This is a genomic window from Verrucomicrobia bacterium S94 (assembly GCA_004299845.1).
Lineage (GTDB): Bacteria > Verrucomicrobiota > Kiritimatiellia > Kiritimatiellales > Pontiellaceae > Pontiella.
This window is the reverse complement of the sequence record CP036201.1, coordinates 1113887-1139207: the sequence shown is the minus strand read 5'-3', so window position 1 is coordinate 1139207 and position 25321 is coordinate 1113887. Positions and strand designations below refer to the sequence as shown.

Sequence of the window (25321 nt, the reverse complement as noted above, 5' to 3'; positions counted from 1 at the left end):
CATCGCGTTTATCCCTGTTTATTCCTCTTCATTTCCCGATTGAGCGACAGAATTTTCCTCTGTGGTCAGGATGATTTTTACTGATGACACATGGGCCCCTTTTTCATCGAAAACCACCTGAACCGAATTGCCGGGTTTCAAACACTCCGGATCAATATCCACTTCAAAATAATCAAAAAACTGCTGAGCCCCTTTGCTGTAACTCATATCCACATACCCGGCCTCCCGGCCGTTTATCGAAACGGTCATGCCCTGCTCAAAACCGCCCGGCCGTTCAACACCTACACGGATCCGTGCCGCTAAACGTTTTTTCCGCAGTTCACCGTGATCGATTTCAACGGACATTTCCACCGGGTTATCCGCTTGCACAGCGGTCTCTCCCGCATACCAGACTGTTTCATTGCGAACCGTGTGAAGCTCCGGCGACGATGAAAGTTTGAGATTAAGAATCTGGGTAACTTCAACACCGATATCAACCGCTGAAAGATCGGACAGTTCCTCTTCAATAAACAGCATCTCCCCTTTCCGGAAAACCGGCATTTTCCGGGAAGCGGATACCACCTCGACCCCGTCGGACAGCACGACAGAAAGATGAAGCAGCGCCCGGCGGTCCGAGCGGTTGTTCAGCACCACACGCAGAACATCCCCATCGAGTACGGCAAAACTGAAAATCTTGCGATGATTATCTTCTGCCGTCACCCGTTTCCCACGAAAACCCTCCCAGAGATCCAGCAGATAGGTGTTTTTGGTTTTATAGAATTCGCCATCCTCTTTCATATGAATGAACGATTCCGTGGCGTGGGGATCCCAGTGCATGAAGGTCAGAATAAATGGAACCGTCATTTCAAAATCCTGCGGACGGTCCAGCAGATTCACCAATAGATTATTAACATTTTTCACGTGAATCCAGAAACCGCGGTCGCCGGTCGGAGCATTGAGTGTTCCATATTCCGTAATCAGTAGCGGCACTTCATGACCCATGGCCGTCATCTGCGCCTTCACCATATCCAGAGCACATTCCAGAATGCCCTGTGCATAGCTGGTCCGTCCCGCAAACTGCTCCTGATAGGAATTGTTGGATGCCACCTCGTAAAAATGGTGCGAATAAAAATCGAGCCTGCCTTTCGTCAGCTCCATGAAACGTTTGTGATTTTTCCAGACACCGAAGCGGTTACGCTGCGGCTGAAGCTGAGCCGAAGCCGGACCGCCGACTTTCAGTTCCGGGAATGCCGCATGTATTCCATCAGCCATGACATTATGGAAATCGGCCAGCATTTTCCAGCTGTCATACCCCTTCTGCCCATGCCACATCCATTCCACCTGGATATCACTTTCATTCTTCACTTCCCACCACGTTGCCGTTCGACCGCTGTCGCGTACCTCCGCCTTCAGATGAGCCACAGCCAACTCCGTTGCCGCGGCGTAATTTCCGGGAGTGCCTGCACTGTTATTGATGCCTTCCGCATCCGGCTCCATAAATGAGGGCCAGTTGTCAAAACACATCGCAAAGGTCAGATCCGGATCCACACCCTCGTAACGCCACCACATGCCTTTATTCCGCTCAAAAAATGAAAGGTCCGCATATCCGGGACGGGCCGGATCCTCAACCAGATGATCCATCCGGTCAGCTGCGCCATAACGATGCTCGAGATTATACGAAAGCTTTTCAATCTGCCGGCCCGGCAGAAAGCCTTTGCCGGCAAAGTAGGGTTCCCGCCCCGAACGGTCCATGTTCGGAGCCGCATAATACCTGAAATAACGGTCGCGCCTGATTCCCGAAATACCCTGAATAGAACGGTATGCCGTTGCATCGACATTCACGTCCGCATACAGAACCGGTTTATTCAGTCCCGGTTCAATATACGGACCGGGGTTGAATTCAACAGCAATGCCCTCCCAGTTCACCAATGAGATTTTTTCTATACGGGCCTGCCCTTTAATCTCAATCCAGTATTCCGTACCCGCTTTAATCGTGGCCAGCATAGCTTCAATAATGATGTCGGTATCGGACTGATGGCTCATTTTCGCTTCCCGGAAACCGTCGGTGGCCGAAACAAAATTGATCGACGAAATGCCCAGCAGTCCCTCTCCTTTAATCACAAACGCACGGAATGCCGAACGATGCCGTGCCACTTCCGGAGGAACCGGAATTTCCGCAATGCCATCAACCGTAAACGGACCCGAAGTAAACGTCACCGCGTTGAGCCGTTCATAGGACGCGTTCACCTGCACGCTGGTTTCGCAGGGATATTTTTTCATCACCACATCAACAAGATGCTGATGATTTTCATACGCCTCGCGACCTGCCGGACCGATCTGCTCGATGATTTCCGGCGACAGATCCGCTCGGGCGCAAAACGTCAACAAACCGGAAATCATCAATACATTGAGCCGTTTATACATAAACCCGTCCCTTATCTCCACACCTTGCGTAAGTGGTAATTATCCTTTACCGATCGAATAAATATACCCGCCATTTAAATATAATATAAGAAAAGATAGTGGACTATAGTGGTAATATAATTAATAAATAAGGATTATTCTAAACCGACATCCACAAAAAAAGCGCCCTTTAAGGACGCTTTTAAACCCGAAACTCATCAGCCCGTTAATAGTCGGATTCTTTGGGGCGGGTGGGCCAGCAACGATTACCTTCTTTATCGAAGGTTTTACCGACCGGCACTTTCCTCAGATTTTCGAGTTTTTCAAACCACCATTCCCGAGTCTCGGTATGAGCGATAATTTCACCCCGCGTATCGGTCACGACGATCAGATAACCGGCAAATTTTTCCCCTCTCCACATACCGCCCGGTGCCAGATAACTTGTCAGCATAACCTCCTGAACTCCGGGAATATTAACAACCCGTCCGTTTTCATCGGTTAAACGGAACGGTTCCTTCCGGTAATCGATCAGAATATTCTTATCCCCGTCCACTTCGGCCGCCATAACAAAAATTTCAGCAGTTAATTCGTGATTATACGGATTGGGAGAAAGCTGTCTGATCTGTGTGGAAAAAGTGTAATAGAGAGAGCGCGGCGGCGGAGTGTCATTTTCAAACCATTCCGTGAGCGGAGCATAGACATGCTGCCGGGTCATTTTGGAAAAAGAAAAATCGAGCCGGGGTGGATTCTGCAGTTCAATATAGCTCAGGTCATCCGGAGATATTCCGTTCTCCGGAATTTTCAGTAGCTTTCCTCCGGGCGTTTTCAGGGCGATTTTTCCTCCGATCAGCGAAACAAATTCCGCCTCGACGGTTTTTCCGCTGTTCAGCGTCCACATCCGGATTTCTCCTGCCGACACATTCCCCGCAGCGAAGAAAACAAGGACCAGAGACAGTATAACAGATTTCATCGTGACCTCCTCAGTAATCCCGGAATACAGGGCCGTTGGTAAGACTCAGCTCACCCGGCGGAAGAAATTTGTAGATTTCCTCCAGCTGATCGCGAGTAAATTCCTCGGTCTTGAATGCAGGCAGTAACGGACCGCCCCACTTGGTCTGCGGATATTCAACCCCTTCAACTTCCACCAGCAGTGCAGCCGACATAATGCCGCCGCCCCATTCTCCGAAAAAGATTTCCATATCTTTCGGCTCTCCGGCCTTCAGCTCAATCCAGTCACCGACTGCCATACCCATTCCAACACAATAATGCTTACCGGACTGCGAGTCGGAGGACTGCCAGTAATCCAGAACCTCAAGGCGCGCATCCCACCCGTTAAGCAATACATGTTCCCCATCGACCATAACACTGATATACCCATCGCCGGAACCCCAGAAACGAAACTTTATATCTTCATGATAAACCAGCTTTCCCTTGTAATTCACAAAAAAGCAATCGCCTTCCTTATCCGGTTCTCCGAAGAGCCCCGGTGCCATACGCGAGGGAACCTGGGGAACAATGAAATGTGTCGTATAGAGCTTTTTCGCCGATCGGTAATAAGGGGCCAAAACCGATTTTTTAAATCCTTTCCGGGCATATTCACGCACGATATCGAAAAACGGATCCAGATCCATGGATGAAATTTTTCCGCCGCGCCTGTCGTACCGGAAATGATAAAGCTCCCCTTCAAAATCATTCCCGATGGCCTGACCGGCCCCGAATACGCTGATTTCCTCCAGGTTTGGAGTAATTTCAAAACCGCCGATGTCCCCAACCAGCCCTTCACCCATTCCGGTCATTTCCGGAAGCTGAATATCCGGCATACTGGCTTTCTGTACTTTGGTCACTATGCGCGTGGTAGATCTCGGTTTTGATGTTTTTTTCACCTTAACCTTGGGCTTCTTCAATTTCATCTTCGGGCGGTCCACCGGTTTCGGAGGAACGAATTTTTTCTCCTCCTTTTTCACCACATTGAAAACCACCAGCATTCCGGCCAGCGCAAATGCCGCCGCATGAATGGCCATACTGATCACAAAACCACTCGGGGCTCCCTTAACCACGCCACGACCTTTATCCCGCGTTGATTTCCTCATCCCTGCTCCCTAAGTTTAAAAACACCGGTCCGGTATATGACACCGAGCTTAATCCACCTGACCCAGCCATAAAAAAACGGGATGTTACAGATCTCACCAGCATCATCTACTGTACTTTAGTATCATTCTCCTCGCATACAGCCATTCCGCTAAAAGAAGTTATTTCGCACGAAATCAGATTTTAATTAAAAAACTGATGGTATATGTATTCATTCATGGAACGAATCTACTGGTCAATCAACCTGACAGGCAAACCGGTCTGTCATTATATCGGCACCGGTGTTTCGGAAGAACACAACAATAAAACCTACAGTCTCCCGAATCTGTGGAGCATCCATCTGTATGATTTCGAAGGAACCCTCACTATGGAAGAGGGGTGCCTTGATGTACACCCCGGCGACATCGGATTTATTCCGCCCGGAAAAACCGTTACTTATGCCGTTTACGGTACCGGCACACACCTTGCCTGTCATTTCCGGTTAGACACCGATACCGCCGTTACCGGCCAGACCCTTCCCGGAATCATGCCGACCGGCGCACATTATCCGGAATTTTCCGAAGCGCTCCATAAGGTGCTCCACCTCCACGCCCCCCATCCGCTGGCCGCCGATGTGAAACTCTGGAGCCTGCTGCTGGATGCTGAACAGCTATGGATAAAACAGCAACAACGCAACAGTGTCCGGCATCCGGCTCTGGAAAAATGTATTCAGTACATTGAACTGAATCTGGAACATACACTGCGGATAGCTGAACTGACGGAACACGCCGGCGTTTCCCATCCTTATCTTGTCCATCTTTTCAGAAAACATCAGAACTGCACCATCAGCGAGTATATCCGGCAGCGCCGCATGGCCCGGGCAAAACACCTTTTAACCGAAACCGATCAGCCGGTGAAATCCATCGCGATCGACTGCGGCTTCACAGATCTCCAGTATTTCAACAAGTGCATCCGCAAAGCGTTCGGCATTTCTCCGCGCGCATTCCGATAACCCGCCCCTACTCCCATTCGATGCGAACACGATAGAAGGACTGATTCGTGATTCCCGCAGCCGGGAAGACAATATCACCGTTTCCGGCATCCTCCGTTCCGCTCACTGAATCAACCGTTTTCCAGCCATTGGAAGAGATGAGCGATTCTTTTTGCTCCAGAATGTAAATACGGTTGGACAGCACCCATGGTTCAGTCACAACAATCTGCGTCATATTGGATATTCCGGCCGTAAACAGTGCGTTGGACGAATCAACCGGTGTACCCACCAGTACCTCTTCAGCATTCAGCAAACCGTCTCCGTCATAATCCCCGTCAGATTCAAGATCCTGCCCGACAGCCTCTTCAATATGGTCCGGAATACCATCAGCATCTTCATCCAGATCATCCCCATAAAGCCGGACTGACAGATTATCTACCAGATAGATATCACTCTTAGGTGAACCCTGTACACCTTCTATGCCGTCATCATCACGATAGAAATAAACACCCACGCGATTGGACGGGCTCACCGATTCTGCCTGCAGATCCTCCGCCGAAAGATACAGGGTGAATGATCCGGCATCGTTTGTTGTCGGCGTATCCAGATTGCCCACATGCAGATTTGTAATCGAATGGAGCAGTTCCCTCGTCTCCGGATCAAACTCCCCGAACCCGACAGAAAATCCTAGATGATTCTCGAACAGCGTATCAATTTTCCAATCACCGGAAAATTCATAATCGTGATTCAGACTCCAGTTCCGGTCGCTGCAGTAAAGAAGGCGCATTTCCTCATAGCCGAATCCAAGCTGAAGCCAGCCGGAATAGGTGGACACCGACTGAGACTGATTTTCCCTGTAATCATTTCCATCGACAAGATACCAGGTATTTTCCGGAAATGGAGCCGTATGGTTTTCCGGATTTACAGCCAAGGAAAAATCATCCTTTAGAATAATATGATCCGGAAACGGCGGCGATGAAACCGGCAGCACCGCCTCTTCAACACTTGTTCCGATTTCAACACCCGCGGCATTACGTGTCGTGACGGTGTAGGAATAAAGCGTATTCGGCAGCAGGCCGGTATCCGTATAATGAGGAAAAGACTGCCATCCCGAATCATCACCGCCGACATTTCCAGACGTTTCGGCAAAATAATATTCCGCTCCCGCCGGCCCGGGAACCGCCGTCATTTCCACGGAGCCATCCTTCTCCTCCGGCCAGGGCTCAAACGCCGATCCGGTTTCGGTCGAAATGCCGCCCCCGATTTCAACCGCCCCGATGTCCGGCTGCCCGACAATCGGATTGCCGAAAAAGTCCTGAGTTACCGTCAGACCGCCCATAATACCGTCCGGGTCTTCGGGAAGTTGAGGAATATCAATCCCCCGCCCCTCAACGATACTTCCCGGCGCGGGAATATAATCCGACTCCGTCAGACCGCCCGGATTGGCCAGTTTCGGATTACCATAAATCGGATCGTCCTCCTCAAAAACCCAGTCCGGAAAAATACCGCCGCGCTGATAGAGGTTGTTGGTCCAGACCATTCCTTCAATCACATTGGCGGGGAAATCCCCTCGCCAATAGGGGCTTTCATCCTCGAGTTCTCCCTCAATATAAAAAATATTATTCGCCACCAGCGCACCCAGCGTACCCTGCTCAACGGAGAAAGAAGCCAGCTGCTCCTCTTTTACATAAATCGTATTGTTATAAATATAACTGTTGTAGGGGCCATGGCGTTCCTGTTCTCCGAAATTATGCCCGCTGAACAGAATGGTATGCCCGCTACCCTGCGCAAGCCCGTTTTCATTCACACCCGCACGGCGCGCACCGTCATTGATACTGATATTATAGCGGTAGGTACAGTTGGAGTTGACCCCCAGAATTTCGACAAAACCGCCTTCATTATCCATACTGAGATTGTACTGAATAATGACGTCTTTATTCCCGATATCAATATGCGCACCGCAGGAATCATATCGCCCGCGCGCATGCATAAATCGGTTATTTTCGATCAGTACGCGATTACAGTTGATCGGCCAGATACCGCTTCCGCGGCCATGCATGCGCGGATCCGTATACTGACCGGAACCGTTCACCGTATTACCGCGCACCACCAAATCATCAATATTATTGGGCACCATGGCCGGACCGCCGATCCGCTCCATATAGTTGTTCAGTACCTGCACATTGTCGCAATATTTCAGCCCGAGGAATTTGTGGCCGGTGTCCGAAATTTCACAATCCGTAATAACAATATCCTTACTCCGGTTGCCCGACTGCCCGATCACCTCAATGGCGCTCCCCATATACGTGGTCGGATTATGCCCCTCGTTTTCCGATTCCTGCGGAGGGAAAATATGGTGAATATACAGATTCGTCAGCGTTACATCCGAGGCCGCATTGCCGCTCGTCGGTTTGATATACACACCGTAGCGATATTGCATATTGGAGCCGTCGAGTGGAGACTGCCCGATACCTGAATCAGCGGTAATTTCCAAATCCCGAATCAAAACATGACTCACATCCGAAATCCGAATTCCGGCCTCATACTGCGCCGCATCAATCACCGGGCGGTCTCCGGAACCATATGCCCCGATAATAACAGGCTGTTGTGCCGTTCCGGCTTCATCATCGAGTATCAGCTTTCCGGTAAAGGTATCCCCGCGTTCCAGCAGCAGCTGTTCACCGGCCGCAAGCGTAACCGAGCTTGCTTTGTCCAGCGTCTTCCAGGCTTCAGCGGGAGATGTACCCGAATTGCTGTCATTTCCGCCATCGGCATCCAGATAATAAATCGCTGTCGGAGCCGGCCGTGCAAATAATTTAATATGGTCAATCTGCGCCACGTTCACTTCGGTTCCGTCGCCGTTCGGACCGGTGGTTGAAAAATTTTGCGGACTGCCTTCAAATCCGATCGAGGGACTGATGGTGGATGCGGCGGTCATACCGGCCGTAACCGTATTGGTCCACGAAACATGAAGAACATCACCGGCAGAAGCTCCGGTAAATGCATCAAACGGAATCTCCACAGAATCTCCGACATCAAAGGAAAGGCTCAGTTCGATATTTCCGCTACCCTCAGGAACGGCCTGCACAAACAGATCGAACTCCAGAATGATCTCCTCCCCTTCAATCAACGAAACCGCCCGCGGACGATTATCTGCGGACAGGATACCCCACCCGCCCGTCGGATTCGTTCCGGTTGTCAGCTGAAGAACCAGCCCCGAGGCGGAAATAAAAGCCGGATCCGGGGTGACAACCTCTCCGGTTATATGGTTATGAAGGCGGAGTCCGGTATCTGCAATCGGCTGATTGATGCCCACCGTTTCGCTCGGAGACAGCGATTCAAACCCCTCGTCAATCACGGCAACCTGGGCATTTCCACCCAGTACAACCCCGAATAGAAACAACCCTGCCTGTACCATTTTCCCCATCATCATCTCCTTGAAAATATATAAAAAGAGAAAAATGGTAACATTCTCATTAAGAGAATGTCAAAATATATTCACCCACACCGTCCGACGACCGGAGCAACTGCAACCGTTTATAAAAAACGACACTATCTACCGAACCGCATCAAATAGAGTTCTCTGTTCAGTTTCCGGACGGAATCAATCAGCTCCGAATACGGCGTATCCGTAATACTCACAAAACCGCTGTTATAATTTTCACCGTCAATCGCCCGCCCGGTCGTTGGAGAATCCACATACTGGAACCAGTGTGCACCGACCAGACAGGGCTCGTTGATCACCGACATCATGTAATTGCGGTATTTCAAGCCGCGACCTTTCTGATCCGCAGCCGTGCGGATACCGCCGTGAAACATGCCCCGATCCGTTGCCCCGAAATGATATTCTCCCAGAACACTCGGACGATCCATTTCCTTCAACACTTTGCGAAGGGAATCCGTCAGACCTTCTTTATAAAGATTATAACTGACAACATCCGTATATTTGGCCGCCGCCCGAACCGCTTCAGGGGTCATACCCCAATCCGCAAAACGCGATCCGCAGAACAGATGGTTCGGCATCACTTTTTTCAGCTCGCGGTTTACAATACGGAAATATTCCTCAGCCAGCGCCTCGGACAGCATGGAAAAATCGGCTCGTCGTTCACCGTCAAGTGCACCCTCATGGCTGAACCCTTCCGAAAATTCCGCCCACGATGCGATCGTGGAATTCCATGCTTTATTAAGCGCCTGAACCGTTGAATATTTTTCTTTCAGCATATCCACAAATGCCGCTTTGGCCGGGCAGGACTCAGCCTCACGGCCGAGCGTATGAATCACCATCCCGAAACGACTGGCATCACTGTTTTCATTGCCCCAGCTCAGTTCGTTTTCCACAAAAATTCCGATGCACCATGGATCGTCCTTCACCTGAGCATCTAACCGCGCGAGACTCGCACGTACACTTTCCGTAAATTCAGGGTCAAACGGATCATGCATGGGGGTCCAGTAATCATTGCCGGATGAAACCCGTTTGTGCTTTCCACCGATCCATGCATGGGCGAAATACGGCACCCGGCCGTTACCGAAAAACGCCGGATCCGTCCAGTTGCCGAAACAGGTAAATCCCCAGCTCTTCATGCGGTCCAGTGTCACATCCCTCCATCTGTTCCGCCAATCATCACCGTATTTCCGATGCAGGTTGGCCCCGTAAAATGAAAAGGTCTGACCATGCTTCAGCGGTCCGCTATGTACATGTCCGGCATAACCGTAATGCACGGCTAACGGATCATCCGCCTCCGGCAGCCAGGCAAACAGATTGCGCCGGAACTCGGAAGCAATATAAGCCCCCTTGCGTTCTGCCGCATTTTCATAATCAACTCCTGTCACAGTATAGGTATTTGACATACGGCAATTAGCGATCCCCGTCGCAAAAAAAAGATACCCCTCCGGATCAATCAGTGCCCATTTTCCATCCACTTTTTCAGTACGGAAAAACCCCGTCGCCTCCAGCTTCGGACCATTCACCCAACCGCCGAACCTCGACCGCTCTTTAACCCCGGAATCCTGAGCCAAAGCTTCCATCTCTTTTCCGGATATGCTCCCTAATTCTTTTTCTGAATGCACTTTACCCGGCCAATCTTCCCCGACATATTGCCCGAATTTATCCACCAGCGGATTCAGCTCCGCAGCATCACCGTTTGGATTAGACACCACCCGCAGATTATCAAAAATCAGTGTGCGTTCTTTTAAAATACCGGTTTGGTAAAAGCCAATCTGCTTCAATGCAGCCGGATCCAGCACGCGAGCGCCCCAGGCATAGCGGAAAGGTTCCGGATGATTTAAACCGATCTCTTCAGCAGGGCGCCCCGGCCAGCCGGTCATCCCCAGATCCAGTCCAGTATTGGGTCCCGTAATATCATAATAAAAGGTCCCCGACTGTCCTGCCGCGATATTTGCATGAGCGGTGACGCTCTGGTTGGTATCCGCAAGGGTCATGAAAAGCTGAACCGATTCCGCTGAACGATTGTGGAGATCCACAGCAAGCGCACAATATCCCATATCGCGCACATCCCACAATTCAGCCGGCTCAAAAACAACTTTTTTATATGTCGACTCAACTGGATAAACCACTTTCAGAGCCCGTTTACCCGATGTCCCCCCGGCATCTTCAACCCACTCCAGCCGCACCGCATCGCCGGTGATTCCATTCGTTGGCTCCTGCTCTTCAAAATCAAAAAGCACACGGGTTTCTACAACTTCCGCTTTGCACGCCTGCTGATTTGTACATCCGATGGCAAACAGCAGTATTCCGCCAACTACCCGACTCCGGAACATATATTCAGCCATAAACATCCTCATTTCAGTTTCCCCACCCGGTTCAGCTGAAGTACTGCGCAGGCCGCATGCCCTCCGTCATCGGGATAAACCAGTTTAACTTCATTGACGGACTTAACATGGTCCATCGGCACCTGAAATTCCGTAACTCCGAAAAAGTTTCCGCGCTTCCCCTGATCCCCGGCCCAGTTATCCGGAATTTCCAGCGGATGTCCGTTAAACTCAACCGACTCCGGCAATACACTACGATCCCGCTTTCGCCCAACCGAAACCCGCAGAACGGCCGTTCCCCGACCAGTCGGCACATTTTCAAACGTGAACTGAACCGGCTGATGCGCATGAATCTTTTTCAGATAATCCGTTGCATAATGCCGGCTTTCTTCAACCTGTTCCGTCGGCTCCACCGGCTTTTTCATGAAAATTCGCAGCATCACGGTTTCTCCAACCGCCAGAGTCAGTTCTTCCGGAACCTCTTCTGCAAATTTATTAGCCAATACCGGTTCATCCCCATCCGTACGCAATGTGCGCATAACTACAGTTTCGGGAACAATCCCTTCAAGCCCTTCCAGCTTCACGTTCTGCTCTTTGGTATCGATATTCATCAGAATCACGTTCAACACATCGCCGTCAGCCAACAACTGAACACGAATGTCCGGATTCGAACTGACCGCACGGCGCCATTCTCCATTCAGGCCCTTCCAGAACTCATAATATTTGACCAGATCGGTCTTTACAAAATAACCATCCGCCAAACGGCGCCAGAGCAGAAACGGGTTGGCGTTGCCGGGCTCGTAGTCCCCCCGCAAATCATAGGTCCACGTGGCTTTGCCCAGAAAATAAGGGATCACTTTGAGCAGGCGATCCGGATGATCCATAAACGTGATCAGCTGCCCCATCGCCGACCGGATCATATGGGCCGACCGAGCGGAATCGTAGGGCACCACATTCATGTTACCACGTGGAATACCGCCGAATTCGGAAATCAGAATCGGTTTGGCCTCTCCGAATTTAATAAAACTGTAGGAGTCGATAATATCCATCACCGCTTCCGAATTACTCCCCACACGGCTCGATGGTGTGCCCTTGACATTTACTCCGTCGTAAATGTGATACGACCAGAAATCCATGTTGTGCCCGGCAATATCCATAAACCGTTTCTGATGGGTTTTCCAATGGTTGAAGTCGCCGCCTTCCACATCAACCCACGCCGCGCAGTACCCCCCGACCATCAGACCGGGAACGGTTTTATGCAGATGCTCCGCCACCACATTGTGCTGTTCCGACAGATCATCGATATTGTGACCGTTTTTCTCGCGATGAATAAACGGTTCGTTCAGCACCTCCAGATATTTCGGCATCCCTTCACCGTCCGGCCACATCGCCTTCAGCGTCTTTTCAATAAATTCCGCCGTGGTTTGATAGGTTCTCGGTCCCCACGGACGGAAATCATTGGTCGGCGTGGCATGCATCCATTCCGGATGCATGCAAAGCACCGTTTCCTGTGTATCTTCCGGATTCAGCCTGAATCCGGACGTATTCGCCCGCAGTTCAGCCGCAAAATCCACCACATCGGTCTCTTTGAATGTGTCCGGATTCTCAGGATCCGCTTCGGCCTCTGTGGCAAACCAGGGAATCAGGCCGCCGTCGCGCCCGTATTCCACCTCCAGATACTCTTCCAGATAGCGGACATCCTCATCCGCGAAATCGATCGAACCGAACGATTCATGAATCGTAATAAACTGTTTCCGACAGAACCTCGTCACGCCGCCGATATTACGAATACACTGCGGCTCAAGCGTAACCGTCACCCCCGAGGTATCCGCAATCGCCGAAACGGCAACTACTGTAGCAATACATACTGAATATAAACACTGCATATCTGATCCCTTTCTAAAGGCCAGTCAGCATGCAGCGCCTGGAAAAATTAAGATACTGTACTTATGTTCAATATGATCAGCGGTTCAACGGAACACTGCGCGGTTCCTTTTTATATTTTTCCAGCAGTGTCTTCATCCGCTGTACCCGCTCCGGATGTTCAGCATAAACATTTTTCCGCTGCTCAAGATCCACCGAAAGATCATACAGTTCTCCGGGCTCATTATGCGGAATATAGCCACGGGCCTTTGCATACCACTCCGGCTCATTATCCCGGTCACTGCCGTTTGGCGCATCAATGAAGACCCAATCGCCAACCCGAATAGCGAATTCGCCTTTGAGGCTGTGGTGTACCGTTCCTTCACGCAACGGCTCTTTTAGTTCCAATCCCTGCAGAACGGGAAACAGACTGACACCGTCTTCGGCTGCATTTTCCGGCAGTTGGAAACCGGTTATCTCGGCAAACGTCGGCATAAAGTCGGTCAGACAGATGGTTTCATCAGAAACCCGTCCGGCCTGAATCACCGCCGGCCATTGCACCAGCGCCGGTACATGATGTCCGCCTTCCCAGAGATCGCGCTTCACCCCGCGGAACTGTGCACTCGAACTGTGTCCCGTTTTTCTGAACTGTTCATACCCATGATTTTCAACCCCGTTATCGGAAGAAAAAACAACCAGGGTATTTTCATAAAACCCTTTATCTTTCAGCACCTGCATGATCTGCCCCACATGGTGATCAATCTGCATACAGAAATCGCCGTAGGCACCAATGCCGCTTTTCCCCCGGAAAGCTTTCACCGGAACAACCGGATTATGCGGACCTGTGATCGGGAAATAGACAAAAAAGGGCGCAGTTCCATCCTGCTTCCGAATATAATCAAGCAGTCTGTCTGTCAGTTCCGGCAGAACATTAACCGCTTCAAAATCTTTGAGTGCCGGTCCCGGCCGATGAAACGCTTTGATCTCAGTCGGCGTTCCAGTAAACCGATCATTTTCAATATAGACATAAGGCGGCATATCCAATGAACCGTTGATTCCGTAGAAATAATCGAACCCGTTGCTCGTCGGCGAACGCAGAATGCTGCCGGACCAGTCCACATTGGTTTTCATTTCCCCGTCATCAATAAATCGCTTCCCGTTACGATACGTCATCGTTCCGCCGCCCGACTGCTTTGCCGGTTTCCCGTCCGTGGTCGGAAAGTCCATTCCCAGATGCCATTTCCCGATACAGGCCGTACGATAACCCTGCGCCTTCAGTACCGAGGCCATAGTCTCCCTTCCGTCTTCAATCAGAGCCGGACTGTAACCGCCAAGCACACCGCGTTTCATCTTCGAACGCCAGCAGTAGCGTCCGGTCATAACCGAATACCGGCTCGGCGTACAAACGCCCGATGACGTATGCGCATCCGTCAGTGTCAATCCATTCGCTGCCATCTTATCCAGGTTCGGCGTTTTAAATTTCGCCTCCGGATTCAGACACGACACATCGCCATACCCCATATCATCCGCCAGAATAAAAATAATGTTCGGCTTTTCTAATGGTGCACTGTTCACAATATATGCATTTAGCAAAACGGATACAAAAACGAAGAAGAACACCGTTCTGCATAGTATGGAACTCCACAGCGCGCATACAGAAATAATCATATTCTCTTTCATTCCCAAAGCTCTCCTTCCCATCATGATCTCCATCACAAACTACGGGATTCACTAAATATATAAAGGTCTTCCGACAATCTGCTTTTAAGTATTTCAAGGTTCAGCGATTCACCCTCATTTCGGGGTAGTATCCGGTTTAGGTTCCTTCCGATAATGCCGCCGTGGGGTCAATTGCTCATCATCATAACGCGACATCTCACGCAGCATCACCCGCTTCAGCTCCTCAATCTTTCCGGCATATTCCGGGTTGCCCGCCAGATCGTTCATTTCATACGGATCATTTTTCAGATTGAACAACCGATACAGAGGAATGTCGGCATAGTAGATCAGCTTGAAATCCTCCACAATAACCGCACGCTGCACATCTTTATACGCAGCATAAATCGCTTCCCGCTCATGATATTCTCCACCGTTCAGCAACGGAAGAAAGCTCTTGAACTCCACCTGTTCCGGTATTGGAATATCTGCGATATCCAGCGTGGTCGGCACAATATCCTGAATATAGATCCGCTCATCAAAACGTTTTCCTTTCGGAATCCCCGGACCTGACACCATCAACGGAGCACACAAACTGTGCTCATACATATTCTGTTTGGCCATCATGCCATGATGCCCAAGCGCCAGGCCATGATCCGCCGTGAAAATAATATACGTATTATCACGCATGCCGGTTTTATCCAGCTCCGCCAGTATCGCACCGATCTGATCATCCATGTGTGTAATCAACGCATAATATTCCTGCCGGTTGACTTTAATTGAATATTCGGTCCGCGGGAAAGGAGCCAGCCGTTCCCCGCGTATATTCCGGCTTTGAATCTCACGTGCATACGGATATTCAGGTAGAAAGTTTTCCGGCACCTTAATCGCCTCCAGCGGATACCGATCAATGTATTCCTTTGGTGCCTGTTTCGGATCATGCGGAGCATTGAAGGAGATATATGCAAAAAACGGCTTTGAACGTTGCGGAGCTTTACGCAAATACGCCATAGCCTCATCCCGCAGCACTTCACTCCAATGTTGGCCGCCCTGCCAGAATCCCCCTTTGGATTTATCCCACGGCTCCCAATCCGAACACCCCGGCTCCCAGTTCCGTTCATACCGCTCTTTCGTCTGATTCGGCATTCCCGGACGAATGATCCCCACCTCATCAAACACATTTTCAGCATCATGCAGAATCGTATGCCACTTACCGGCAAAATAGGTATGGTAACCCGCCGCGGAAAACCACTGACTCCATGTGGTCCCCGTATCCACTTCCGGCGGCGGATTCAACCACTTCCTGCTGCGCACAGCACGATCCAGCTTAAAGTTATGCCACAGAGAACGGCCGGTATTAAACATCGCCCGGCTGGCGGCACACAGTGCCCCGTCCCATCCGCCCATATTATAGGCATGACTGAACATAACGCCCTCATCCGCCAGTCGATCCAGATTCGGGGTCTGCACCTCTCCGTTTACACAGCCGAGCGCTTCGTAACACAGGTCATCAGCAAGAATAAAAAGGATATTCGGCCTGCTTGGCCCCGTTGCCCAACAGGGCAAACCGGTCACACTTAACACAACTCCCAGGTAAACTTTTTCTTTCCACTTCATAGAATCTTTTTCACTCCGTCAGTTACCTCATGATGCCAGCTTTTCAAGCATTGCAGCAGCTCCTCAACCTTTTCCGGATGCTCCGCTGCAATATTCACCTTTTCAGCAGGATCATTCTTCAGGTCATACAGCTCCGGATCAGCAAAGTTTTTCGGTTGGGTTACCAGTTTATATCTGCCCTGGCGTACCGCCATTCCCCGCCAGTTCGCCCAGAAAAGCGGCCGCGATGAGAGCGCAGTGCCTTCCGTGATATGCGGCAGCAGATTAATTCCATCCAGTACGACATCCTTTGGCAGCGGAGCATTCGCCAGTTCAGCAATCGTCGGAAACAAATCCGCCCCCATCACCGTTTCATCCGAAATACGTCCGGCTTCGATAACCCCCGGCCAATAGGCAATCCCCGGAACACGATGCCCCCCTTCCCACACATGACTTTTCTTACCTCGCAGTCCGCCGGCAGATCCCAATCCCGCCGGACCGTTATCCGAGCAGAAAAAGACAAGCGTTTTTTCACTGAGTCCGGAATCCTTCAGAGTCTGAACAATACGACCGATACCTTCGTCCATCACCTCAATCATTTCCTTATAAATTTCCGGTGTTCCCTTCGGCGACCCCACCAGACCTTTTCCCGGCAAATATTGCACTGGATCATTTCGCCCCTGATACGGGTAGTGCGGTGCCTCATGCGTTAAGAAGAGCAAAAACGGTTTATCTTTATTCCGTTTGATAAATTCAACACCATGCCTGGTGATGAGATCGGTCGTGTATCCCTCTTCCGGACAGAGCTGATCCTGTTTCCACCAGTCTTCTTCGCCGATTTGATCCAGATGGGCATGAAAATCCACATTGCCGGCAACAAATCCGATATATTCATCAAATCCCTGATGCACCGGGTTATACTTCGGCTGATAGCCCAGATGCCACTTCCCGAACATTGCCGTGGTATATCCGGCACTTTTCACCACTTCCGCAATGGTGGTTTCTTCCAGAGCCAGGCCCACATGGCGATGCTTATGTGCCGTAATTACACCAATCACCCCCGTACGCTGCGGATAGCGTCCGGTCATTAAAGACGCCCGTGTCGGACTGCATACCGCCCCGTTGGAATGAAAATCTGTAAACCGCAATCCTTCAGCTGCCAAAGCATCAATATGCGGTGTTTTTATCGATTCACTCCCGTAACAGCCGATATCCCCATACCCGAGATCGTCAGCCACAATCACTACAATATTCGGTCGTTCAACAGCCTGACTCTGCATACAAACCGCACTCAGCACTGCACATCCGAAATGAACCATCAGTTTTTTCATTATCGTATTTTCTCCGAATCTATTTCACGTATGAACTGCCTCGATGAAAAAGGAATATACCTTCGTAACTGTGACAACTTATCAGTAGAATTCCATACGCCAACCTATTCATATTATAGCGAACTCGTCCCCCAAAAAACATCCGGCACAACGTCTGTTTTTAAACCGAGAAAAGGAATTTACTTCACGAGGGAATCAAACCGTCCCCTCATTTTTCAGATTCAGGATCTACATGGATTTCAGCACTCTTTTCACTGAAAACAACGCGGTAGAAGCGAGCTTCATGCCGAGGAGCATTGGTATCCACAAACGTGAAAGAATCCTTATCCATCACGATTTCCACCGTGTTCCAGACATTGGAAACCAGATCCCAGACACCTGAATGTCATTTTCCAGATCGACAGAAGTTAAAACATCAAAGGCATAATATCCCTCGGGTGTCACCCCCCTGCTGATAACAGCAACCGGCAACGGCAGGTCCACCCGCATGTTCACGGCATGATTTTCATGGGATAATGTAATGCTCAACTCGCTCCCGGTCCAAACCTTGGAAACCAGAGCCGAAGCGGGTTCAACCGTCACCGATGGCTCAGATTCCGAATCACAGACCAAAGTAAGTGTTGTGGGCTCATTTGTAACAGACGTGTTTGCATGAAGGATCAGGAAATGCCCCAGATTGGTTCGCCGCCCCAGAATATGTTTAAAGGGCCGGATGGTTCCGGAAAGACCGGTTATCGCCACTGCCGACCGCATAAAGCTCCAGCCTCCGGTTACTTCCCGAAATCAAAACACTGCCCTGCCACGCACTGACCGAAGCATGTGTATAGCCGCCGCCCCAAACCAGCCCCGACCCCTCAGATAGCGCAGCCATGCGCGAAGCTGTTTAAACCTGATAATCGCAAACCGTAATCCGGACCGAATCCGGTGTAATAAATGACTCCGTCAACGAAATCGCATAGACTCCGGAAACCCATACACTCACCCAGACAGCAACCCATTTGCCCATCTTCACCCTCTTTATTAACATTTCACTTCCGTTCCGCCCCTGGACCGAAGATCCAACGGCGGAACGCGACGCTTCTAGTCCCAGTGCGTAAACAGATAAGGCGACGTATCGAAATCCTTACCGAACTCGACAATAATCACATCCGTCACATTGCCGGCTTTCAGCTTTTCAGGAACCGTCAACTTCAGAACCCCGTTCTTATACTCAAACGGCAGTTTATTCCCGGTTCGCATCAGCGAGACGGAAACCGGTTTCGCAGCCCCGCGGAAAACAATCGGATTGCTCCTTGTGGCGTCTTTTTTCTGTGCATGGAAAAACCAGATATTGTCGCGACAGGTGATCGGAACGTTGCACTGTTCCGGCCAGGGTCCACCGCCATTGATGCCGAAAACAGAATTGCTGTTGGTTTCCATCCATTCCGCCATATCATCAAACAGCCGGTAGGCCTGCTCCTGAAACTGCCCGTCCGGACGCGGACCGATATTCGCAAGGAAGTTGCCACCCATGCAGCGTGCTTTAGCCAGTTCCATCAAAACCACATCCGACGGGTAGACCTCTTCACTTTTATGTTTATCGTAGTGCCATGAACCTTTCGTGATGATGCTGTTGACTTCCCACCACCAGCCGTTGGCCAGCACCGGTTTGATATATTCCGGTTTAGCCATACCGAACCCTTCCGCGGTGGCGTGATCACCACCGCCCGGATCACGATTGTTACAGACAATACCGGGACGCAACTTACGAATCTCCTCCATCGGCAACCCATGACCGCCGTCGCCCCACCAGATATCCGGATTAAATCGGGAAATCAGCTCTTTAACCTGGGCCGCATTATATTCCCGATAGGCCGCCGCCAGCGCTTTCGGCCGTTTCGGAAGCGAGTTCACGAACTCCCCCTTGAAGTTCATCTTTTTATTCGGATCAAAACTGAAGTTCATGTAATCACGAATAAAGTACCAGTCCATGCCGGAATAATAAAAACCGACCTTCAGATGATTATTCCGGCAGGCTTTCACAAAAGGTTCCACCAGATCGCGCCCATTCAGATACTGCCGCACTCCCATAAGCGCCCAGTCGGAATCCCACAGTGCATAACCGTCGTGATGCTTCGTTGTCAGCACCGCATATTTAAAACCGGCTTTCGCAGCTGCAGACATCCATTTCTCCGGATCATATTTCGTCGGATTAAAGGTCTTCGCGGCATCCCAGATTTTCTGCTGCGAATAAAACGTCCCTTTCTTTGCACGCTCCGGCGTCCAGCGTCCGGACCAGGCTTCACCGTTCGGCTCAAACTCGCTGACAATGCCCCAATGCATAAAAAGGCCCAGCCCCGCTTTCGGCCACCACTGCGCATCCGGATGGGTGGTATGCGGTTTCTCCACCTGCAGCTTCCCGTTTTTGCTCTCATTCCACATCGGCCAGTAATAGAACTTTTTACCGTCCCGCTCTTCGATCCGAGGCACGACTTTTCCGGTGTTTCCATCATCCCTATATGCCGAAGCACTTCCATCCACATTCTGCTGCCCGGAAACCCTTCCGAAGGAAGCCAGACTCATTAGCACACAAACTGAAATAGATATAATCTGTTTCGCTTTCATAATTCCCTTATTGATCACATGGTTGCATTCAAACCGGCTCGTACTTACGCATCCGCCCGATACCAGCCAAACGGGGAAAATATAGAGGAAGAGATTTTGCCACAACCTATCAAATGATAGTCGGCCCTATACCGGTAAAATTCACCGGGATATGCTGAACATAAAAAGGCTTCTCCGGAATCCCGGAGAAGCCACCCAACAACAACCGCATTGAACTGCGGTTTATCTGATAACCCCTCTTACTCTTCATCCCCCGATTCAATCAGCAGACGAATAAACTGATTTGTTCCAACCATTGGAATGCTATTGGTAACCGACTCAAATCCGTTGCTTTCTGTTCCCACGGAAACGGTGTATCCGGTATCAGCCCAATTCGTTGAACTCAGACTGTCGCTCACCTCCAGACGGTAAATAATTCCACTGTCCGGATCAGTAAGGCGAACATAGACATATTTAAACACATTGCTTTCGGCCTGATTGTCCACTACGTACACCGGAAGAATACCGGCATCTCCGGCATCCGACGGATTTCCGCCAAAAGCATATTCGTGAAGATTAACAATACCGTCCGAATCATCGTCATCCAGTACCCCGCCGGAAAGACCGTGGTCTTCCGCGAATTTTTCAAATCCGGTTTTTTCAGCGGAATTTCCGCCGGCAGGGCCGATTTCAAACTTCAGATTATCAAAGTAAACATATTCCGATACGGCCGTACCATTCTGATCAAAACCGATGAACGGTCTGCAGCTCGTTGGAATCCCAACCGAAACAGGAAATATTCCGCTGTATTCAATATGGTGAACTCCGGCCGACAACGTTGCAAATGTTGTATCCGCAGTATCATTGACATTGTTCCAGCGGAACTGAACATCCCCGACCGCCGCTGCCAGATCCGCAGGAATATACATATCGAAGGACAGCGTATATTCATCTCCGGCCTGAATATTATAGGAAGACAGGTCTATCGGATTAGCGGATGGCCGTATGGCGGAATAAGCATTATCCGCAGTGCTTATCACGAATACATTCCCGGAGGCCGTGCTGAATCCGGCAGGAGCAGCCACCACTTCACCACTTAAGGTATTCGCGGTCTGCACCGCTGTGCCGGCCAGCGTCTGATTATTGCCGGAAGTGGTTCCTACCGCAATGGTATCGAAATCCTCTTCCCATAACATGGTCTGTTCCAATGGCGGCGGTCCATCAAGCACAACAATGGTCAGCTCGGCCGTATCTGTTTCCCCGGAGGGATCTTCAACAACCACATCAAAACGGTTTGTACCGACATCCGATTCCGCCGGCGTTCCGCTCAGCGTTCCATCGACTGCAACCTCCAGCCATGCGGGGCCGCTGGTTTTTGAAAAAACCAGAGCATCGCCATTCGGATCGGATGCATGATCCGCGAGTGCTCCAACGTAGGAATATCCCTGCTGCACCGAACCGCCATTGATCGGATCGGATGCAAATTCAGGAGCCACATTCGGCGCCCAGATTTTAAATTCGAGGTTGTCCATGTAGACATAATCAGCAAGCTCAGCACCATCCTGATGAAACCAGATAAAGGGTTGAACACTGGAGGGATTGAAGTCGCTGCCGCCGGTATTTACCGGAAAGGTACCTGTATAATCAATATGATGAACCCCGGCACTTAACGTGGCAAAGTCAGAAACCGTCGGCCCGTTACCGGTGTTAGATGCATCTTTCCAGCGGAAATTTACCCCGCCTACAGATACCGCCAGATTGATCGGAATATAGATATCAAACGAAATAGAATAGTGATCACCATCCCGGAAATAATACGAACTCAGATCAATTGCACCGGGCGACCGTATGGCGGAATAACTATTTGCACCGGTTGAAAGAAGAATCACATTTCCGGATGCACCGGTAAAGGCAGCCGGAGCTTCAACCACTTTAGCCGACAATGTATTAGCGGCTTCAACCACCGTTCCCGCCAGCGACTGGCTTCCGGTGGCTGCTCCCTCAAAATCCTCCTTCAAAAGCGAAATCGTCGGAATAATCGGCGGCTCGTTCTCTACAATAACTGAAACCTCATCAATTCCGATATTTCCTTCATCATCCATGACGGTCAGACGGAAGAGATAGGTCCCTTCAATCAGATTTAAAGCACTCAGTGTTACAGTATTTGTGCCAGACAACGTCGCACTATTCGGCCCGGAAACTTGAGTCCATTCTGTGGATACCACCGCACTGTCATCAGACGCCGAACCTTGAATCAGGGTGGATGCCGGCGGAAAATACAGCGTCTGATCCGGACCTGCTGATACGGAGAGTCCCGTGCCCGAACTGTTTTCGACCACGCTGAGTGTGCGCCAGCGTCCCCGCGCCCAGGCAAAGCCGTCGTCCTCTGCAACAAGACCGTTGGAATCTGTTTTAGACTGAACAGCAATTGTGGCTCCTTCCGGAATGGTGATATTGCGGAAGGTGTGATCCTGCTCCTCATAATCAACAGTAGCGGGACTGTTTGTTGCAGACCCTCTCACAACCCCGTTAACAAGAAACTGATAAACACATTCTCCATCGAGTTCCCTGAGCGCCGTGATCGTGACATCATACACTCCTGTTGAACCGCTGAAGACGGTTTCTGCCCGGGCAAACTTACCCCGGTTGCTTACCGTTGCGGCATTAATAGCCAGAGCGTTGTTTCCGTTATCCTTATAGTAATTTACCTCTCCGGCATTGATTTCCGGAAAATCATTTACCGCCTCATAGACGTAGGACTCTGTCGAAATACGTTCAGATTCGGGGGCATTCTGAGCTGTCGAACCATTTGCCGTGCTGTGATAAAGAATGAGCCGATCGATGGCATGTCCCTTGGAACGGCCAGCAATTTTGATCTCATGAATCCCGGCGTCATAATGTACTTTCGGATTCGTTACAAATACACCATGCACAGGTTCAAAGCTGGTATTCCAGGACCAGGAAGCCTGACTCTGCACCCAGACCTTTGTGAATTTGGTTATCGTCTGAGTACTGCCGTCGTTCGCCGTCATCGGCAACGGTGTGCCGGTTTCAAATTTCACATACGTGTCATTACCGGCATCACCGGCCTCTACATCATCATACTGTTTTGAACGCCACCGGAATGTGTAGTCTCCGGCCGTCTTGATTTCAAAGCGGAAGGTGGAGATTCCGTTCGCAAGCGCATCGTCTAATGTCGTGCTGAATTTCTGAGCCCCGTTCCACTCAATCCAGCCGTCGCCCATGCTTCCGGCCATCGTCGGATCATCCAGATACGTGCTGGGTTGAACCACCCAGTCCTCATGCAGTTCTCCATGTTCCGGTTCAATGACAACAATCCCGTTATTTTCGATCCAGACCCCGTCCGTCTCTGTTTCTTCTCCGCCGGCTCCGTAATCGCGTGCCGGATATTCAGGTTCAGGATTGGGATCCGGAACATTGGTTACAAATTTATCCCAGAATTTGGCAATGGTATTGCAGTCCGTCGGGGAACCGAAAATCCAGTGCGCCTCAACCGCATCGGAAAAATCCACACCCCCGACGGTAATGGACGAATGACTCGGCAGATACCCTTCATCCTGAATAACCCAGTCCGCTTCCAGCCAATACGCCCGGGCCTTGTTGTTCGGTGAAGTCATTGCATCCACCTGAAAGCTGGTGGTTGTCGATCGATAGCTTGGTGTCGCCGGAGCACCGGGATCTCGAGCGGTTGAGGTGCCGTTGCCGTCATTAATGACCTGATAGTTACACTTCAGTTTCACATAGGCCAGATCCTCCGCCGTAGTGTGCTCTTCATTCCAGTCGCTATGCTGAACCACAACCACATTGGATTTAACCGTGGCTTCAGGAACCCCATCCGCAATCAGCGCAGCAACCCAGTCTGCCGTAATATCCGATTGCCCGGCCTCGGCAACCCAGGCCTTCCCACCGGCATCCAGAACCGGTTTCACCTTTGCTGCTATTTTAGCAACAGCCCCGTTCCAGTCCGGATCCTGAGGCGAAGCATTCACCCATTTCTCATCCTCCTGCCCGAAAACCAGCTTAAAAAACTGAGGTGAATCAATAAAGTTATTATCGTTCTGAATACCGTAGGCACCATGAACGGCAAAATAGTTCACATTGCTGTAATCCTCATGAGCCAGCATACAACCCAGTGCCGCAATTGAATGAATATCGTCGGGATCATGATTGCTGTCATACTGCGGAATTAAAATATCGGTTGCGGCATTAAAAAAGCCCAGACTGCTGAACACGGGCATAACAGTACACATCAGCAGTAAACGAATCTTTTTCATATGATATTCCTCTTTCTGTTGAATCCTATAGGTTTCCTGAATCGTCTATTCAAAATCATGCGATGGAATGTCTCATAGAAAAAGAAAACGGCCAGCTATCCATATGATAATGACTAATCGATGAAAAAAATGCGAAGTACCGAATTACTCTTCCAACCGGATCAGGCCCCGTTTACAGGCTGCGACAACCGCCTGTGTGCGGTCCGCTGCGCCCAGTTTTTTCCGAAGGTTCACGATATGAAACTTAACCATGGCCTCGGAAATCACGAGCCGTTCCGCAATTTCCTTATTACACAATCCCCGACTCAACCACTGCAGCACACTCATTTCCGCCACAGAAAGTTCGGGCTGATTTTTCCGGTACTCAATTTTCTGCGCAATGCCGGCCGGAAAGAAGGTTCCGCCGGCGGCAACTTCATGAATAGCTTCCAGAATATCCTCAACCTCACCCGCCCGTTTGGTGAGATATCCTTTTACGCCGGCCCTGAAAGCCTGCCAGACATCTTCTTCCTTTTCATAAACCGAAAGCAGAATTATTTTTGCCGCCGGAAATTCTTCAAGAATAGCCTTCGTCGTCTCCACCCCGTTCCAGCCCGGCATTTCATAATCCATCGTCACAACATCCGGTCTCAACCTCCGATACAGCTCAACAGCATCCTCACCGCTCTCGGCATATCCTGCAGACTCCAGTAAAGGATCCGCCGCAATCACCTGCATCAGCCCCACAAGCAGCACAGCATTATCATCCACTATCATCACCCGAATCCGCTCACTCATACCGACTCCGA

The 25321-nt window shown here is 50.4% G+C and carries 13 protein-coding genes; 1 reads left to right on the top strand and 12 read right to left on the bottom strand.

What is annotated here, in order from left to right; genetic code table 11:
* Positions 1–18 precede the first annotated feature (18 nt).
* From EGM51_04805 to EGM51_04795, 3 genes are all read right to left on the bottom strand, one after another.
* Entirely contained in the window at positions 19–2403 is a 2385-nt protein-coding gene (locus tag EGM51_04805; protein ID QBG46747.1) for a hypothetical protein, read from the bottom strand.
* A gap of 205 nt (positions 2404–2608) precedes the next feature.
* Positions 2609–3352: a hypothetical protein gene (locus tag EGM51_04800; protein QBG46746.1), complete on the bottom strand. Its 744-nt coding sequence runs from the start codon at positions 3350–3352 to the stop codon at positions 2609–2611.
* 10 nt (positions 3353–3362) lie between these two features.
* A complete protein-coding gene (locus EGM51_04795; GenBank protein ID QBG46745.1) occupies positions 3363–4472 on the bottom strand; it encodes a hypothetical protein in 1110 nt (369 codons plus the stop codon).
* A 203-nt stretch (positions 4473–4675) separates the two neighbouring features.
* Here EGM51_04795 and EGM51_04790 point away from each other — a divergent pair, with 203 nt between their 5' ends.
* Positions 4676–5461, top strand: coding sequence for an AraC family transcriptional regulator (locus EGM51_04790; protein QBG46744.1), 786 nt, complete (start codon positions 4676–4678; stop codon positions 5459–5461).
* 7 nt (positions 5462–5468) lie between these two features.
* Here EGM51_04790 and EGM51_04785 read toward each other — a convergent pair whose 3' ends face one another.
* The 9 genes from EGM51_04785 to EGM51_04745 all read right to left on the bottom strand — a co-directional run bounded on the left by EGM51_04785 (position 5469) and on the right by EGM51_04745 (position 25310).
* Positions 5469–8873 (bottom strand): right-handed parallel beta-helix repeat-containing protein, encoded by a 3405-nt coding sequence (locus EGM51_04785; protein QBG46743.1) that lies wholly within the window; start codon positions 8871–8873, stop codon positions 5469–5471.
* A 119-nt stretch (positions 8874–8992) separates the two neighbouring features.
* Positions 8993–11242, bottom strand: a complete 2250-nt coding sequence (locus tag EGM51_04780; protein ID QBG46742.1) for an agarase — start codon at positions 11240–11242, stop codon at positions 8993–8995.
* A complete protein-coding gene (locus EGM51_04775) occupies positions 11239–13095 on the bottom strand; it encodes a beta-agarase (GenBank protein QBG46741.1) in 1857 nt (618 codons plus the stop codon). The genes EGM51_04780 and EGM51_04775 overlap by 4 nt, the downstream gene beginning before the upstream one ends.
* Before the next feature lie 76 nt (positions 13096–13171).
* Positions 13172–14740, bottom strand: a complete 1569-nt coding sequence (locus tag EGM51_04770) for an arylsulfatase (GenBank protein QBG49244.1) — start codon at positions 14738–14740, stop codon at positions 13172–13174.
* 126 nt (positions 14741–14866) lie between these two features.
* Positions 14867–16345: a DUF4976 domain-containing protein gene (locus EGM51_04765; protein ID QBG46740.1), complete on the bottom strand. Its 1479-nt coding sequence runs from the start codon at positions 16343–16345 to the stop codon at positions 14867–14869.
* A complete protein-coding gene (locus EGM51_04760; protein ID QBG46739.1) occupies positions 16342–17655 on the bottom strand; it encodes a sulfatase in 1314 nt (437 codons plus the stop codon). Before EGM51_04760 ends, EGM51_04765 begins: the two co-directional genes overlap by 4 nt.
* A gap of 1080 nt (positions 17656–18735) precedes the next feature.
* Positions 18736–20217: a glycoside hydrolase gene (locus EGM51_04755; protein ID QBG49243.1), complete on the bottom strand. Its 1482-nt coding sequence runs from the start codon at positions 20215–20217 to the stop codon at positions 18736–18738.
* A 281-nt stretch (positions 20218–20498) separates the two neighbouring features.
* Complete coding sequence (locus EGM51_04750; GenBank protein QBG46738.1) at positions 20499–24533, bottom strand: hypothetical protein; 4035 nt, start codon at positions 24531–24533, stop codon at positions 20499–20501.
* 144 nt (positions 24534–24677) lie between these two features.
* Positions 24678–25310: a response regulator transcription factor gene (locus EGM51_04745; GenBank protein QBG46737.1), complete on the bottom strand. Its 633-nt coding sequence runs from the start codon at positions 25308–25310 to the stop codon at positions 24678–24680.
* Positions 25311–25321: the final 11 nt, after the last annotated feature.

Bases quoted from the DNA above. Each gene is read 5' to 3' on its own strand.
- EGM51_04790 (QBG46744.1), top strand. From the start codon at position 4,676: ATGTATTCATTCATGGAACGAATCTACTGGTCAATCAACCTGACAGGC.
- EGM51_04755 (QBG49243.1), bottom strand. From the start codon at position 20,217: ATGAGTCTGGCTTCCTTCGGAAGGGTTTCCGGGCAGCAGAATGTGGAT.
- EGM51_04780 (QBG46742.1), bottom strand. From the start codon at position 11,242: ATGAGGATGTTTATGGCTGAATATATGTTCCGGAGTCGGGTAGTTGGC.
- EGM51_04745 (QBG46737.1), bottom strand. From the start codon at position 25,310: ATGAGTGAGCGGATTCGGGTGATGATAGTGGATGATAATGCTGTGCTG.
- EGM51_04795 (QBG46745.1), bottom strand. From the start codon at position 4,472: ATGAGGAAATCAACGCGGGATAAAGGTCGTGGCGTGGTTAAGGGAGCC.
- EGM51_04800 (QBG46746.1), bottom strand. From the start codon at position 3,352: ATGAAATCTGTTATACTGTCTCTGGTCCTTGTTTTCTTCGCTGCGGGG.
- EGM51_04775 (QBG46741.1), bottom strand. From the start codon at position 13,095: ATGCAGTGTTTATATTCAGTATGTATTGCTACAGTAGTTGCCGTTTCG.
- EGM51_04760 (QBG46739.1), bottom strand. From the start codon at position 17,655: ATGAAAAAACTGATGGTTCATTTCGGATGTGCAGTGCTGAGTGCGGTT.
- EGM51_04750 (QBG46738.1), bottom strand. From the start codon at position 24,533: ATGAAAAAGATTCGTTTACTGCTGATGTGTACTGTTATGCCCGTGTTC.
- EGM51_04805 (QBG46747.1), bottom strand. From the start codon at position 2,403: ATGTATAAACGGCTCAATGTATTGATGATTTCCGGTTTGTTGACGTTT.
- EGM51_04785 (QBG46743.1), bottom strand. From the start codon at position 8,873: ATGATGATGGGGAAAATGGTACAGGCAGGGTTGTTTCTATTCGGGGTT.
- EGM51_04765 (QBG46740.1), bottom strand. From the start codon at position 16,345: ATGAAGTGGAAAGAAAAAGTTTACCTGGGAGTTGTGTTAAGTGTGACC.
- EGM51_04770 (QBG49244.1), bottom strand. From the start codon at position 14,740: ATGATTATTTCTGTATGCGCGCTGTGGAGTTCCATACTATGCAGAACG.